The 13,205-nt window shown below is 67.9% G+C and carries 19 protein-coding genes and 2 tRNA genes; 18 read left to right on the forward strand and 3 right to left on the reverse strand.

Going from position 1 to position 13,205, the window contains the following annotated elements; genetic code table 11:
• Positions 1–2: 2 nt before the first annotated feature.
• From ACIG5A_RS23995 to ACIG5A_RS24020, 6 genes are all read left to right on the forward strand, one after another.
• Positions 3–1,058, forward strand: coding sequence for a DUF3566 domain-containing protein (locus ACIG5A_RS23995; protein WP_397243536.1), 1,056 nt, complete (start codon positions 3–5; stop codon positions 1,056–1,058).
• Between the two features lie 168 nt (positions 1,059–1,226).
• A tRNA-Ile gene (locus tag ACIG5A_RS24000) sits at positions 1,227–1,300 on the forward strand.
• Between the two features lie 29 nt (positions 1,301–1,329).
• A complete protein-coding gene (locus ACIG5A_RS24005; RefSeq protein ID WP_397243538.1) occupies positions 1,330–1,437 on the forward strand; it encodes a DLW-39 family protein in 108 nt (35 codons plus the stop codon).
• Between the two features lie 3 nt (positions 1,438–1,440).
• A tRNA-Ala gene (locus ACIG5A_RS24010) sits at positions 1,441–1,513 on the forward strand.
• Between the two features lie 117 nt (positions 1,514–1,630).
• Entirely contained in the window at positions 1,631–3,289 is a 1,659-nt protein-coding gene (locus tag ACIG5A_RS24015) for a tyrosine-type recombinase/integrase (RefSeq protein WP_397243541.1), read from the forward strand.
• 50 nt (positions 3,290–3,339) lie between these two features.
• Positions 3,340–4,227, forward strand: a complete 888-nt coding sequence (locus ACIG5A_RS24020) for a hypothetical protein (RefSeq protein ID WP_397243543.1) — start codon at positions 3,340–3,342, stop codon at positions 4,225–4,227.
• Between the two features lie 56 nt (positions 4,228–4,283).
• Here the strand turns inward: ACIG5A_RS24020 and ACIG5A_RS24025 are convergent, their stop codons facing one another.
• Positions 4,284–5,498 carry a pentapeptide repeat-containing protein gene (locus ACIG5A_RS24025; RefSeq protein WP_397243545.1) on the reverse strand — a complete coding sequence of 405 codons (1,215 nt, stop codon included), beginning with the start codon at positions 5,496–5,498 and terminating at the stop codon, positions 4,284–4,286.
• A gap of 141 nt (positions 5,499–5,639) precedes the next feature.
• On the opposite strand from ACIG5A_RS24025, the gene ACIG5A_RS24030 reads away from it, so the two are divergent.
• Positions 5,640–6,644, forward strand: coding sequence for a GAF domain-containing protein (locus ACIG5A_RS24030; protein WP_397243547.1), 1,005 nt, complete (start codon positions 5,640–5,642; stop codon positions 6,642–6,644).
• A gap of 542 nt (positions 6,645–7,186) precedes the next feature.
• On the opposite strand, the gene ACIG5A_RS24035 is transcribed toward ACIG5A_RS24030, so the two are convergent.
• On the reverse strand, positions 7,187–7,864 hold the full coding sequence (locus ACIG5A_RS24035; protein WP_397243549.1) for a multiprotein-bridging factor 1 family protein: 678 nt from the start codon (positions 7,862–7,864) through the stop codon (positions 7,187–7,189).
• A gap of 196 nt (positions 7,865–8,060) precedes the next feature.
• Here ACIG5A_RS24035 and ACIG5A_RS24040 point away from each other — a divergent pair, with 196 nt between their 5' ends.
• The 11 genes from ACIG5A_RS24040 (at position 8,061) to ACIG5A_RS24090 (ending at position 12,704) form a co-directional block, all read left to right on the forward strand.
• Positions 8,061–8,357, forward strand: coding sequence for a helix-turn-helix domain-containing protein (locus ACIG5A_RS24040; RefSeq protein WP_397243551.1), 297 nt, complete (start codon positions 8,061–8,063; stop codon positions 8,355–8,357).
• The gene (locus ACIG5A_RS24045) at positions 8,354–8,650 is read left to right on the forward strand and encodes a hypothetical protein (protein WP_397243553.1); all 297 of its coding nucleotides are present in this window, start codon (positions 8,354–8,356) and stop codon (positions 8,648–8,650) included. Before ACIG5A_RS24040 ends, ACIG5A_RS24045 begins: the two co-directional genes overlap by 4 nt.
• Before the next feature lie 123 nt (positions 8,651–8,773).
• Entirely contained in the window at positions 8,774–9,172 is a 399-nt protein-coding gene (locus ACIG5A_RS24050) for a hypothetical protein (RefSeq protein ID WP_397243555.1), read from the forward strand.
• A gap of 124 nt (positions 9,173–9,296) precedes the next feature.
• Positions 9,297–9,476, forward strand: coding sequence for a hypothetical protein (locus tag ACIG5A_RS24055; RefSeq protein WP_397243557.1), 180 nt, complete (start codon positions 9,297–9,299; stop codon positions 9,474–9,476).
• Between the two features lie 189 nt (positions 9,477–9,665).
• Positions 9,666–10,025: a hypothetical protein gene (locus ACIG5A_RS24060; RefSeq protein ID WP_397243559.1), complete on the forward strand. Its 360-nt coding sequence runs from the start codon at positions 9,666–9,668 to the stop codon at positions 10,023–10,025.
• 279 nt (positions 10,026–10,304) lie between these two features.
• A complete protein-coding gene (locus ACIG5A_RS24065) occupies positions 10,305–10,526 on the forward strand; it encodes a hypothetical protein (RefSeq protein ID WP_397243561.1) in 222 nt (73 codons plus the stop codon).
• The gene (locus ACIG5A_RS24070) at positions 10,519–10,971 is read left to right on the forward strand and encodes a hypothetical protein (RefSeq protein WP_397243563.1); all 453 of its coding nucleotides are present in this window, start codon (positions 10,519–10,521) and stop codon (positions 10,969–10,971) included. The genes ACIG5A_RS24065 and ACIG5A_RS24070 overlap by 8 nt, the downstream gene beginning before the upstream one ends.
• Positions 10,972–10,974: 3 nt before the next feature.
• On the forward strand, positions 10,975–11,181 hold the full coding sequence (locus tag ACIG5A_RS24075; RefSeq protein ID WP_397243565.1) for a hypothetical protein: 207 nt from the start codon (positions 10,975–10,977) through the stop codon (positions 11,179–11,181).
• Positions 11,178–12,113, forward strand: a complete 936-nt coding sequence (locus ACIG5A_RS24080; RefSeq protein WP_397243566.1) for a hypothetical protein — start codon at positions 11,178–11,180, stop codon at positions 12,111–12,113. The genes ACIG5A_RS24075 and ACIG5A_RS24080 overlap by 4 nt, the downstream gene beginning before the upstream one ends.
• Complete coding sequence (locus tag ACIG5A_RS24085; protein ID WP_397243568.1) at positions 12,110–12,406, forward strand: hypothetical protein; 297 nt, start codon at positions 12,110–12,112, stop codon at positions 12,404–12,406. Before ACIG5A_RS24080 ends, ACIG5A_RS24085 begins: the two co-directional genes overlap by 4 nt.
• Positions 12,396–12,704, forward strand: a complete 309-nt coding sequence (locus tag ACIG5A_RS24090) for a hypothetical protein (RefSeq protein WP_397243570.1) — start codon at positions 12,396–12,398, stop codon at positions 12,702–12,704. The genes ACIG5A_RS24085 and ACIG5A_RS24090 overlap by 11 nt, the downstream gene beginning before the upstream one ends.
• Here ACIG5A_RS24090 and ACIG5A_RS24095 read toward each other — a convergent pair.
• Complete coding sequence (locus tag ACIG5A_RS24095; RefSeq protein WP_397243572.1) at positions 12,701–13,108, reverse strand: hypothetical protein; 408 nt, start codon at positions 13,106–13,108, stop codon at positions 12,701–12,703. The genes ACIG5A_RS24090 and ACIG5A_RS24095 overlap by 4 nt on opposite strands.
• Positions 13,109–13,205: the final 97 nt, after the last annotated feature.

Raw genomic sequence — 13,205 nt, forward strand, 5'->3', positions numbered from 1 at the left:
CATTGACCACTCCGAACCAGCCGAACGACGAGCGGCACCAGACGAACGGCGTGACCGAGCGGATCGCACCGTCTCCGATCCCGCCGCGCCCGATCCCACGGCCGGTCGCTTCCGGTGAGAACGGGCAGCCCAATGGCGGCCAGCCGGGTGGTGCCCAGCCGCACGAAATGCCGGACCAGCAGGGCGATTTCGCTCCCAAGCCGACGGGGCCGGACCATCCGGCCGTCCCCGTGGGACACGAATCGTTCGACCAGACAACAGTGCGCATGAACACCGCGCCCGAACCCATCGTCCCCGAAGCGATGGATCAGGGCCACGGCACAGCCAACGGCGGCGCTCCGTCGCCCTTCCAGGATGGATGGTCGCAGTTGCCGCAACGGGAACCGCAGTCCAATCTGTACCGCCCTGGGCAGGCCCCGGTCACCGGTCGCCCGACCACCGGCTCCGTCGGCCTCGGCGGCGGCGTCACCAACGCGCGCACCACCGCCGACCTCGCGGCCAAGGCGGCGCGCAAGGAAGCGGCGATGGTGAAGTCGGTCGGGATCGACGGGCCGACGCGCAGCATCGCCCGCCCGGAACTGATCAAGGACATGCCGGACCTGTCGGAGATCCGGCACCCGCTGCCGGTGGACACCACGGGCCCGCAGCCCGCGGTCTCGCCCGCGGTGCCCGCGGCAGTGGCCCAGGCGGTCACCTCCGGTGAACCGCTGCGGGCGACGGTGCAGATCCGCCGCATCGACCCGTGGTCGACGCTGAAGATCTCGCTGGTGATCAGCGTGGCGATGTTCTTCGTGTGGATGCTCGCCGTCGGCCTGCTCTACATCGTGCTCGAGGGCATGGGCGTGTGGGAGCGGCTCAACGGCGCCCTCGTCGACGTTGTGTCCGCCGACGGCGGCGGCGGTGCCCTCGGCGCCGGCTCGGTGTTCGGGTACGCGGGTGTCATCGGTCTGATCAATGTGGTGTTGTTCACCGCGCTGGGCACCGTCGGCACCTTCATCTACAACCAGTGCTGCGATCTGGTCGGCGGCATCCAGGTCACCCTGGCCGATCCCGACTAGGCCCGCCCGTCGCCCGACCACCACCCCTCACGGAGGCTCCGCGCCACTGTGATCTCGACTCGGCCGGTACCCGCCCGCGCAGGGCCGGTACCGGCCGTTTTGGTCTTCGGCAGGTGGTTAGGGTAATCTCGTGCCTCGGTTCGGTTAGTAAAAAAACCGAGCGGATGAGGGCCTATAGCTCAGGCGGTTAGAGCGCTTCGCTGATAACGAAGAGGTCGGAGGTTCAAGTCCTCCTAGGCCCACTCCCGAACATCACAGTAGGGTGGGAACCATGAAAATTCTTCTCACGGTCGGTGTCGTGGTTCTGGTTCTCCTCGGAATCACCAAGCTGCGCAAGCGCGACGACGCAGACCTGTGGCACGAGGTCACTACCCGCTGACTCGGGGCCTTAGCTCAATTGGCAGAGCACTGCCTTTGCAAGGCAGGGGTTAGGGGTTCGATTCCCCTAGGCTCCACAACGGAATAGCCTGGTCACGCCAGGCTTTTCCACTTTCCTAGGGCCTCGGGGTCCACATTGCGGTCCACATTGAATCTGAGGGGATTCGGCGCGCACGACCGAAAGGTTCCTGCGCATGTCAACTCTCACCCTCGCTCCGTCTCGCCGCAGCACTCCGCCCACCCCGCGCCCGCGCCGCCGCGCGGACGGGTCGATCTACTACCAGGTCCGCTACCGAATCCTCCGCTCCGGCAAGCTCGTTCAGACCTCGCAGAGCTTCGACGAGGTGAACGCCGCGGCCCGCTGGGCTGTGCTGCTGCACCAGTTCGGCGCCACTGAGGCCGAGCGCATCCTTACCGCCCAGCTCGCCGCCACCGCCGAGGTCGAAACCGTGGTCGGCTGGTGCCGCCGCTATGTCGCCACCCGCACCGGTGTCGAACCCGCGACGCGGCGGCGGTATCTGCGCTACATCGACCGCGACATCGCGCCCTACTTCACCGAGCACCTGCCCCTCGAGGCCCTGTCCCAGGAGATGGACGCCGCGTGGGTGACCTGGCTCGAACACGAGGTCGGCAACGCCCCGAAAACGATCAGCAACAAGCACGGTTTCCTCAGCGCGGCGTGCAGCGCGGCGGTGCGGCGGCGCCCGGCGCCGCTGATTCCGTACAACCCCTGCGCCGACACGCTGCTGCCGCGCGCCTACGGCGCGGAGATCGACTACTTCGAGCCCGACGAGTGGGAGTTCTACGAGCAGCTGCTCAAACCGCGGTGGCGGTCCGAATGCGAGTTCGCGATCATGTCCATGGCGCGCCCGTCCGAACAGGCCGCCCTCCAGGTCGGCGATATCGACCCCGCGACCGGGGCCGTGCGCATCACCCGGGCCTACAAATACGACGACGGCGCACTGCGCCTGGGCCAGCCCAAATCGCGGCGCGGCGTCCGCACCACCTACGTGCCCCTCGAGACCGTCGAGCGCCTGGACCTCGACGGGCGCGAGCGCGACGAGCGGCTGTTCGCCACCGCCACCGGCGGCCCGATCACCGTGACGTATCTGTACCGGAAGGCGTTCCTGCCCGCGACGAAACGGTTGCGGGCCCTGGACGCCGCACTGCGGGAGATGACCCGGTACGTGTGCCCCGCCGACGGCCGCAGCACCCGGGCCCGGCGCGCCGACGCGGTCGCCGCCTGGCAAGGTGGCACCGGATACCTGCGCTGCGACTGCGGACAGGGCCCACACTGCCCGATGGCGCAGCCGCCGACCGGCGCCGCCGACCTCGACGACGCGCTCACGCGCCACCTCTCGCCGTTCTCCCGGCGCGCCCACTGGGACGGCGAGACACCCGCGGTGCTGCTGGCTTGCTACGGGCACCTGGTCGAGCGCCTGCTCGAGAAGAAACTCAGCCCATACACCTTGCGGCACACCGGCATTTCGTGGCGATTGCAGCTCGGCGAACCGATCTGGGTCGTCTCCCGTGATGCCGGGCACGAATCGATCACGACCACCGACGCCCGGTACGGGCATATCAGCGGCAGGGCCAGCGCCGCTTCCGCGCGTACCATCGCCGGGCGCCTGCCCCGCCTGCGCGCCGAGGTCGTCGACCTCGCCCGCGCGCGCCGCCGCCGCGAGGTCCGCACCGGGGAACTCGGCGAAATCTGTGCTGTCCCCGACGGATACGAAGCGATCTGGATGGACCGCCACGGGCTCGTGCACTCGGCGGTGTTCGCCGACTACGACCACGCGGTCGACCACGTCGCCCGCTACGAGGCAGGCGACCATCTCGCCGCCGCGGCCTGAATTCGTATCCCCTCCACCGGCGAAATCTCGTGAAACGAAACGAAATCCTGATGACTGCCACCGACATCCGCACCTGCAATATGCCCGCCTGCGACCGGACCGTGCCGCCACGGTCCGGCCTTGGCCGCCCCCGCGAATACTGCGACGACCCCAAACACACCCGCGTCGCCCGGCTGCGCGCCGAGCAACGCGCCCGCGCCCGCGCGGCGAAGAACGCGACCGACACCCCGGCCGAACGGCCTGTCACCGACCGGATCTCGGCCCTGGCCGCCGCCCTCGACCGGCTCGACACGCTCAAGGCCGAGCTGTGCGCCGAGCTGGCCGACGCCGACGACCTCGCCGCCGCCATCGCCGACCCCGATCTCCTCGCCGCCGAACTGACCGCCATCCGGGCCGACGCCGACGCGCGCATCGCGCAGGCGCTCGCCGCGCAGGCCGCCGCCGAACACGCGGCCGCCCTCGACCGCCGGGAACGCGACGCCGCGCTCGCCGAGCGGGACGCGGCACTCGAGCTGCAAGACATCGCGGTGGCGGCCGCCGAGGAAGCGATCGCCACCCGTGACGAGGCGGCCGCGGCCGTGACGAGGGTGCGCGCGGACTGCGACCAGCAGCTCGCCCGCGAGACCGCGGTCGCCGACGCCGAACTCGCCGCCCTGCACCACGAACGCGACCGCATCCGCGCCGTCGCCGACACCGCGCTGAGCGAACTCCGCGACCAGCGCACCGAACTCGCCGCCGTGCGGCAGGCGGGCGAACGTGCCCACGACCGCCACATCGCCGAGCTCGCGGCCGAGCGCGCCGCCCACCGCGCACTCGTGACCACGCTGACCGCGCACCTCATCGCCTCGCCCACGTTGCGCGGGCGGCCGACACCTCGGGCGGTGCCGCCGCCGGCGGCGCACCGCCGCCGGACCGCGCGCGCCGGTCACGCGGCGTAGGAGATCGCCTTGATCAACTGTGCCGACCGCCAGCGGAGGTGCTGTGCCCGCTTTCCTCAAGCTGACCGTGGCGGTGGGATGAAGTCGGCTGGCCATTGTGTGGCATCGCTGTAGCGGACACGTTCCCACTCCACGCCGGTCAGGTCCGCGTGGCTCAGGATCGTGTCGGTCAGATTCGCGCCGGTCAGGTCGGCGCCCGTCAAATCCGCGCCGGTCAGGTCGGCGCCGGTCAGATTCGCGTGGCTCAAGTTCCCGTGGGTCAAGAACGCATCGCGCATAGTCGCGCCGGTCAGGTTCGCGCCGATCATTTCTGCATCGCTGAGGTCTGTGTCGGTCAGATCCGCGCGGTACAGGTTCGCGCCGTTTAGGTTCGCGTAGGTCAGGGACGTTTTGGTTAGGTTCGTATCGATCAGATCCGCGCCGTGCAGGTTCGCGCCGGTCAGGAGCATGTGCGTCAGGCTGGCACCATTCAGGTTCGCGCCGAACAGATCCGCGTGGCCCAGGTTCACGCCGATCAGCACTGCTCCGGTCAGGTCCGCTTTGGTCAGGTTCGCGCCAGTCAGCTTCGCGCCGGTCAGGTTCGCGCCGGTCAGGTTCGCGCGCGACAGATTGAGCTCAGCGAGATCGACCCGGCCAAAGGCGCAGTACGGTAGCGATGCGTGTTGGAGGCTGAGTGTGGTCTTGGTCCAGGACTTCGGATCCTCAGAGGGGCGCCGTCGGCGTTCGGCGACGATGCCGACGATCGTTTGTCGGATCTCGCGTTCGGACAGGACTCGCTCGGTGGCATCCTCGGCCGCTGCCATCGGAACACGCAGATACCACTGCAACAGGTTGATACAGACCTGACGTTCCTCGTCCTCGCCGAAGCGATGCCAGTCGTCGGCGAGCGCGGTCAGCGCGTAGACACCCGCCTGCCGGATGGCGGCGGAGTCGTCGGCGATCTGGGCGGCGATGGCGGTGTAGCGATCTCGTAGGTCCGACTCTCGGTCGCGGGTCATGTCATCCCGATGGTGGGCATCGGTGAGATCGCGGCCGCGTTTCCCCGTGACGTAGGCCAGGACGCCCGCGGTGAGCACTCCTGCTCCGGCCAGCAGGGTGGCGAGGGGTTGCGAGAAGCTGGCCGGAACACCCGAGAGCAGAGCGATACCGAACCCTGCTGTCGCAGAGCCACCCACGATGAGCCCCAGGTCGACCGGGAGCGGTCGGCGCCGAAGCCACTCCCATCTGTTGCCGGAGTCTCCGGGCTCGATTCCGCCGGTCGAGCCGGTCACTGTCTTCCTCGCCCCACCATGTCGAGAGACGATATCGCGGGCAACCCCGATCAGATGGCACGAGCTGCCTGAATTGCTGTCGCGCAACCGATTTCGAGCGAATCGTTGACGCTTCGGATGCGAAGCTGACAGGCTCGCCGAATGGGGAGTGAATGGATACTCATCGAATGCATCCGTGAGACACCGACGATCATGGCTGTCGGCCGGAAACCCGTGCCGCTCAAGGCTGTTGACGCGGTACTACGCGGCCCGCACCGCAGCACCGCGCACCGGGTGATCGCCCACGTCCGCCAGACCCGTGAGGACTACACCGAGGAGTCGGCGACGAAAGGCGAAAGGGTCATCGCACAGCCGATTCTCAACGTCTTGGGGATGTGCCACGGGGTCAGGTTGTGGATCGGCGGGCTCGACGAGGAAGTGCCCGAGCCCAGCCGCTCCGGCGCCTGGGACTGGGACGAGGCCAAGGTGACCACGCTGGCCACCGAGGAGATGCACGATATCTATGCGGTCCCACCGCACCGCCGGCTGCCCGAAGTCTCGCGCATCAGCGGGCTGCGCCACATCACCACCGCCGACGACAAGTCCGCCGCCCTCGCCGCGTCGCTGTCGGCCGAGCTGCTGCACGACATGGCCAAGTCGTTCCAGACAACCTGGCAGATCCTGCGGGACGACGGTGTCCTGCGTGACATCAATTTCTGTGCCCGCGGCGCTTACATCGACGAGGTGCCGTTTCTGCACGGCATCACCCACGACATCACACCCGGCGGACTCGACGACAACGCCCAGGTCCCGCCGCTGACCTACGCCGAGGCGCTGATCGAAGGAGAGCTACGCGAGGACGACGTGTGGCCGATCCTGGTCGACATGCGCAGCCTGACCGGGTTTGAATGGCTGCGCGACCCGATGCCGGAGGTGGCCTGGGAGAAGACCGGTATCAGCAGCCGCGACCCGGCGCTGCATCCCGCCGACCTCACCACCGCGCGCCAGCTCGCCCGCCAGCTGCGCCGCGACGGTCAGGTCAGCGGTTCGGTGCGCCTGCGAAAGATCGACGGCGGCTGGCTCCAGGTCGCACTGACCGCGAAACTCGTTGTGCTGACCCGCAAGTCGGAGACATCGGCCGCGCTGGTCAAGCTCCGAAAAGCCTAGGCGAACCAACCGGGTTTCCCGTATTTCCTTCCGTTCAAACATATTTCGTACTACCTTTTGTCTTGGAGCGCTGACTTGCCCCTATCGGCAGCGACTCCCCGCGGTACCTTGTCACGTTTGGCTGAACCATGCCCTACAGGGGATTGCGGGTGGGAGTATGCAGATGAGGGCAATGCGCTGTGCGCCAGGGGAATTCTTCGCCGGTCGGGTGGTGGGACGGTGACCGGCTTATCCGCTGCGGACGATTTCGACAACACGCCCGCGGTGCCACGCAGAACAGTCAACGGCTACTCGGCGGCGCTGCGCGCACTCGGCATCACGGTCAGCGCGCCGTGCGGCGACAGCACCGTTGTTGATGCCATGATCGAGATCGGCACCGTCATCTGTGCCGACGGCAGTATCGAGGCGGTGCCGCGCGTCGGGCTGGCAGACGACCTGTATCTGCAATTTCTCGAGGCGGTCGAGGACGCATGGCTACAAGGTCCCCGCTCGAGTTGGCGGTACAACCCGAAGCTGGGATGGATCGGATGTGTGCGGGTACCTCAGCCCGGCGGTACCCGGTGCTGCTCGCTGTCCCGGGCCTCCAACTCGGCCTCGTGCTCAGGCGTTGGTGATGCCCACACGACCCGGCCAGCCCGTAGATAGGACGACACGTCTATGGCGTGGTCGAGCAGGTCTGTCAGCGCGAGGAGAGCGCTTCGGTCCGTGACGAACCGGCGGTCCCAGTCGTCGAATCGTTTGCGGCCCAACTCGTCGATGAATCGCTTGATGGTTTCGCGGTCCTCAGCCGAGAACTCGATGATCCGTTCGACGACCCATTGCTGATCCGCCAGGATTTGCAGTGCTGCCGCCGACAGCGGCGGCCGCGGCTTCTCGCTGTCCGGTCGGGCGCCCCGTACCGGTACATGCTTGGATTTCGTAGCCGGATCCATCGCATGCGCTTGCAATTGGAATGAGGGACGGTTGCCCAACAAGTCGTCCAGCGCGCCGGGAATCCAGTCCAACGCCCGCTCGATCTTGGCCCGGGAGGAGTCCCGCGGCCATCGCTCGCCGCGTTCGAGATAGCGAACTGTCTTCGCATCTACCTGGGCCTCGCGGGCCAAATCAGACTGATCCATCTTCAGCTCGATCCGGCGTCGCACGACCGCTCTGCCGACACGCACGCGTGGGTCCTCGGAGTCGTCTGCCTGTGGCGGCTGTGCTGATTCCGGAGCGTCCATGTGCCCAGTGTTTCAGGGAACATGTGGGAACTTCAAGGACGTGACTGCATGATGATCTTGCAGGGAAGTTAGCGGACTATGCCTCGGTAGGTCGGCGGATGTTGTTTCCACTATGTGCCGGATGTCCTCGTGAAATACTGGTAGGTCGTCCAAATCGTCGTTGACGAGTTCCTCTTATATCCCTAATGTTGCTGCCGTGATAGCGGATCTTAAGGGACATGACGGGAGGCATTCGACCTCCGCCCCGCTCCTCGAATCCGACTGGCAACGCGTCGGCACGACATTGCGAACGCTGCGTGAGCTTCGCGGCCTCCCGCCCGCCACGCTGGCTGATCACCTCGGTATCAGCCGCGCCTACCTGTGCAATATCGAGGCGGGCCGCAAAAGGCTGACCAATATCCTGCTCGCGCGCGCCGCCTCCGTGCTGAACGTCCCGCAAATAGCCATCATGCGGCCGAACTCCGCATCCGCCCCGAAGGCCAGGGCATCGTGAGTACTCCGGGCGAACTCGAGACCGACACGTTCACGCTGGCCGAGGTGGTCGAGAAGGTGCACCTTCCCTCGGAGGACTGGCTGAAACGGCGACTCAACGCCGGAACCTTTTCCGGCCGCAGGGCGGGCAAAACCTGGAGCATGACCCGTAGCGATATCGCCGCGATGATCGTGAGTCTCGGCCCCGGCCTCGACGTACCCACCGGACCGCTGGCCGTCCCCGAGCCGCCCGCGCCCGCCGACCTGACCGGGCTCACCCGCACCAGTCGCCGCCGCCTCGGCCGCACCCCCTGAGTTCCCTCGGTGCGGCGCGCGCCGAGGCCGCATCGAGGGCGCGCACCCCGGGCAGGACCGCCCGGTGAACCCCTCACACCCGGCTCCCGGGGTGCGCACCCTACCCACTCGACCGGAGAACCCATGCCGACCACCATGAAAACCTCTCCACCCCAACGAATTCCGTGCCAGTATGCCAACGGGCTACCGGTCACGACGAGCGACGCGGACATGATCGCGAGGGCGTTCGGATTCAGCTCCGCGCATCAGCTTGAGCATGTCGTGGCCCAGCGCGAGCGAATCAACCGAGCGCGCGGCATCGTGTCCGCCGCCGCGCGTATGGTGGCCCAGTCCAACGCCGTCGCCGCACAGGCCACCGCCGAGCACGCCAAACGCACCGGAAGTGCCACCGCCGAGTTCGACTACGCATACGAGAGATTGCGCAACGCGGGCGAGCTCACTGGTGAGGCACCCATCGACGCCGTGATCGTTGCGCGCTCCGTCGAACGGCGGCCAGCCGACAAGTTGGCCAGTGCATCGTGAGGCGCTTCCACTCGCTCCACCTCGACCGCGAAACCGTCGGGCTACTCGCCGATCTAGGTCTCGTGGCACTCAGCGTCCTAGCTATCGCTGTTCTGTGCACGCTGCTCGGAAATGCGGGGAGCATATGACCGGTCGTCATTCCGACAGCCCCCGCCACCACGCCGGACACCGCCGGACCAGCGTCCTGTCACTGATTGCTCGGATCCTCGGCGAGCGCCCCATCGCCCAGCCGGTGAGCGCGGCCGCCGATCCCGCCGCCGCCCGCATCGACGCTCTGCTCGCCCCGCTGGTGGTCGGGCCATGACCTCTTATTTCCCCTGCCCTGACTGCGAAGGCACCGGGACCGCGGTTGGTGGCTATGCCGCCGAGGATTGCCCGACCTGCCTAGGCACCGGCGAGATCGCCGTAGGCGACATCCCGACAGCACCTGACGGATAGGGGCGTCCAAGATTGATGAATCCGGGGCTGCGCTGTCCGTGCGGAAGGTGGTGCTGTGGACTCGGGCGTTGGGCTGCTGCCGGTCGACCGTTTCGAGTGGGAGCGGCTCGTGCGCCGAATCGAAATGGACAAGACAGCGAAGTATTTGGGGCTGATGCTCGCGACCTACGCCGAGCGCGACGGCACGCGTGTGCGGCCTGGCGTCGAGCGTCTGGCGCTGGTGACGTGCATGTCCGAACCGACCGTGAAACGGGCCCTGTCGGCACTGCGTGCGCTCGGGCTCATCGAACGGACACGGCGAGGGAATCGGCATGCCGGGCTGGCCGACGAGTACCGGCTGACCGTGCCCTCGAATCTGCTCGATCACCCGATGCTGGATCCGGACGAGTCCACGATTTCAGGGGATCACCGGTGATGTGTGGACATCGGTGCGCCGCTGGCCCTCTGGGGATCGGGGGTGATCCCCAGAGTTATCCACAAGGCGAGAGTCTGCGTATCACCAGTGACCCCGAGACATTTGAAACGCCGATGGGTCTGGGGATCATTTGCGCGATGTCTGGGGATCATTTGGCGCGAGTCTGGGGATCACCCGTGATACGCCACCACTCCAAACCAACCACAACCACTAACTACCCGCCGCGATGCTGGCTTGTGTACGGAACTCACGACCGCCCGCGCGAGCGGCGGTGAACTCATGACCCTCGAACGCACCGGCGAGCCCGAGGACGACTCGGCGCCATGGCATGACCCCCGATGCCGTAGCGGCTGGCTCGGACACGACAACGAGTATCGCCCGTTGCCGTGCCCGGTCTGCCGCCCTCACACGATCCGCCGCTCAACCGTTCACGACTTCGCCGAGCACGAGCCATCCGCCCGCGCCCGCGCCGCGATCGAACAGGACAACCGCAATGCCTGAACCAAACGCCCCGCTGCTGAGCATGCTGGACACCGTCGCCGAGGCGATCAGCGAGCCACCGACCCGCCGTCCGCGCCGCACCCGGCGCAGCGCCAAAGCCGCTGGCACCCGGCACGAGTCGGCAACCGCGCACTACCTCGCCGAACACGTCGACGACCGGATCGAGCGACGCGCGAAGCACGGCACCCGCGACCGCGGAGACCTGTCCTCGGTGCGCGCACCCGGCGGCGGCCGACTCGTCGGCGAGTGCAAGGACTACGGCGGCCGACTACTGCCCGGCCAGTGGCTCGCCGAAGCCGAGACCGAGCGCGGCCACGACGCCGCCCTTGCCTCGTTCGTCGTCGCCAAACGACGCGGAATCGCCGACACCGGTTCGCAAATCGTCCTGATGACCCTGCGCGACCTCGCCGCGATCCTGACCGGTGTCCGACCCGAGGAGGCGTAGCGAATGGCCTGGTTCGAAACCTACGAACGCGACGTACTCGGCGATCCCGGAAAACCTTGGCCGACCAGACCGCGCCCGATATCGCTGCCGGACCCGCCTGCGGAAAACGCTCCGTTCGCGGTGGCTGAACCTCCCGGACGAACCGGAGGCGGGCCGCTCGGCCTGGTGCTCGACGCCATCCGGACCACCTTCGCGGCGGTGCGCCGATGAGCACCTCGCCGTGCGCCGAGTGCGACCGTCCGGTCGTCGATGGCCTGCCGCTGTGCCAGACGTGCACCGACGGTGTCGTCGCCGATCTGCGCGCCGTGCCCGGCTTGCTCGTCGAATTGGCGATCACCCGCGCGGGCCTCGGACGGCTCGGGCCACATTCGGCCGGCGGCCGCGCGGCCGAAACGCCGCTACCGATTCGCGCCACCAACTACCGGACGAGCATGCAGGGCGACCGTGCCGTGTCGCGGCTCGAGACCACGGTGAACGGCTGGACACGTGCCCTCGCTGAGGATCTGCGGGTGACCCCGTACATCGGTGGTCCGGCGCTGATCCTCCTCGCACGGCAGCATCGCGGCCCCGACGACCGCGACCCCGGCACACTGCCACTCACCGCGCCGAGCCAACTTGAGCAGGCGGCGGTATGGCTTGCCGGGCACCGCCGCCAGCTACGCGCACACGAGGCTGCGCACGATCTGCTGGTCGAGGTTTCCGGCGCGCTTGCCCAGATTCGGGATGTCGTCGACCGGCCGGTCGAGCGGCGCTATCTCGGGCCGTGCCCGAGCGTGCTCGACGACGGGGGCGAGTGCCGGTGGGAGCTGCGCGCGCAACTCGGCGCGAGTTGGGTCCGGTGCGGCCGGTGTCGCACGCAGCACGAAGTGGCTGAGATCCTCGACGCCGTGCGGGCAGCGGCCGAGGACATGCTCTACAGCCTCGGCGATCTCGTCCGAGTGACCGAGGGCGTCGGCGCTGCGGTGCCGAAAACGACGCTGTACCGGTGGGCTCGCGAACGCCGGATCGAGCCTCGCGCATGGCAGCACGGCGAACGAATCACCGACCATCCGATCGACGCTTCATCGGTGCACGTCTACCGTCTCGGCGACGTGCTGGCACTGGCGCGGCGCGCGCAGCGCACGAGAGGATCGGCAGCATGACGACGATCGTCGAGTTTATCCAGAGCCGGGTTGCAGAAGACGAGTCGGCGGCGCACGCCAGCGCCGACGAGCACGGAGTTCGCCAGGCGCGTGCGTGGCGCACCATCGTCCGCGCGATCTTGGAATACGAGGGCGAAATCGATTACCTCGCGCCGAGCGCGGGACAGCGCTCGGACTCGGTCGACCAGATACTCGCGCTGCGGGCGATTGCCGAGATATGGCCGCAGCACCCCGACTACCGCCGTGCGTGGGGCACGGTGACGATGCAGGAGGACCGACAGCATGATCGGTGATGACGCGGCGGGCGGGCGGGCCTGGCGAGAATCGTTGACCAGCGGCGATGCTGCCCGACGCACCTATGCGCCCCTGCCGGATGGACGTATCCCGCTACGGGTTGTCCTGGCCGTGGGCGATCAGGGGCACGCGGTCACTCCGTGGCACGACACTGAGTCGCCGATGTTGGTGTCGGTGGCCGAGATCGCGCGTGACTGCGGCATGCCCGAGAACGAAGTCGTCGGCCGTGAGTTGACCGCGCGCGGCGACGCGCAGGAGCTGCACGACTTCCGGCTTGTGCACGACCCTCGGCTCTAGCCGCCCTGTTTGTGGCGCCGCCGCTGAGCCAGGATGGCGAGGGCTGGTGCACGCCGCCAGCGCTTCACGCCGCCGGTTTCGTCGTCTGGGTCGCCCAGGTCGACTTGCTGGCGGGAGATGTAGGCGCGCAGTGTCGACGGCGCGATCTGGGCCGCGGCCGCGAGCTCGGGCACGGTGAGCAGATCATCAGGTGCGCCTTCTAGGGCAGTGGGCTGCGCGCGCAGGAACACCGATCGCACGACCTGCTCGACTTCCGCCTCGTCGTACGCGTTCCATCGACCCCGTTTGCCGATCGACCGTGGCCAACGTTCGTGTGGCATCCACACCGTCTGCACGGTGTTCAGGGCGCGGCCGTAGCGTTCGGCGATTTCTGGCGCGATCAGGGTTCTGACCGGGGCTATCATGATGTGTTGACCCCTTTCGAGGTTGGTCGATTGCTGGACGGCGGAGTTCCGACATAGAGGCTTGCCTCGCTCCGCCGTCCGCCCAGCTTCAACGGGG

Source organism: Nocardia sp. NPDC052566 (assembly GCF_044547285.1).
GTDB lineage: Bacteria > Actinomycetota > Actinomycetes > Mycobacteriales > Mycobacteriaceae > Nocardia.

Bases quoted from the DNA above. Each gene is read 5' to 3' on its own strand.
- ACIG5A_RS24080 (WP_397243566.1), top strand. From the start codon at position 11,178: ATGAGCACCTCGCCGTGCGCCGAGTGCGACCGTCCGGTCGTCGATGGC.
- ACIG5A_RS24085 (WP_397243568.1), top strand. From the start codon at position 12,110: ATGACGACGATCGTCGAGTTTATCCAGAGCCGGGTTGCAGAAGACGAG.
- ACIG5A_RS24065 (WP_397243561.1), top strand. From the start codon at position 10,305: ATGACCCTCGAACGCACCGGCGAGCCCGAGGACGACTCGGCGCCATGG.
- ACIG5A_RS24005 (WP_397243538.1), top strand. From the start codon at position 1,330: ATGAAAATTCTTCTCACGGTCGGTGTCGTGGTTCTGGTTCTCCTCGGA.
- ACIG5A_RS24015 (WP_397243541.1), top strand. From the start codon at position 1,631: ATGTCAACTCTCACCCTCGCTCCGTCTCGCCGCAGCACTCCGCCCACC.
- ACIG5A_RS24030 (WP_397243547.1), top strand. From the start codon at position 5,640: ATGGGGAGTGAATGGATACTCATCGAATGCATCCGTGAGACACCGACG.
- ACIG5A_RS24055 (WP_397243557.1), top strand. From the start codon at position 9,297: ATGACCGGTCGTCATTCCGACAGCCCCCGCCACCACGCCGGACACCGC.
- ACIG5A_RS24070 (WP_397243563.1), top strand. From the start codon at position 10,519: ATGCCTGAACCAAACGCCCCGCTGCTGAGCATGCTGGACACCGTCGCC.
- ACIG5A_RS24020 (WP_397243543.1), top strand. From the start codon at position 3,340: ATGACTGCCACCGACATCCGCACCTGCAATATGCCCGCCTGCGACCGG.
- ACIG5A_RS24050 (WP_397243555.1), top strand. From the start codon at position 8,774: ATGCCGACCACCATGAAAACCTCTCCACCCCAACGAATTCCGTGCCAG.
- ACIG5A_RS24075 (WP_397243565.1), top strand. From the start codon at position 10,975: ATGGCCTGGTTCGAAACCTACGAACGCGACGTACTCGGCGATCCCGGA.
- ACIG5A_RS24035 (WP_397243549.1), bottom strand. From the start codon at position 7,864: ATGGACGCTCCGGAATCAGCACAGCCGCCACAGGCAGACGACTCCGAG.
- ACIG5A_RS24090 (WP_397243570.1), top strand. From the start codon at position 12,396: ATGATCGGTGATGACGCGGCGGGCGGGCGGGCCTGGCGAGAATCGTTG.
- ACIG5A_RS24095 (WP_397243572.1), bottom strand. From the start codon at position 13,108: ATGATAGCCCCGGTCAGAACCCTGATCGCGCCAGAAATCGCCGAACGC.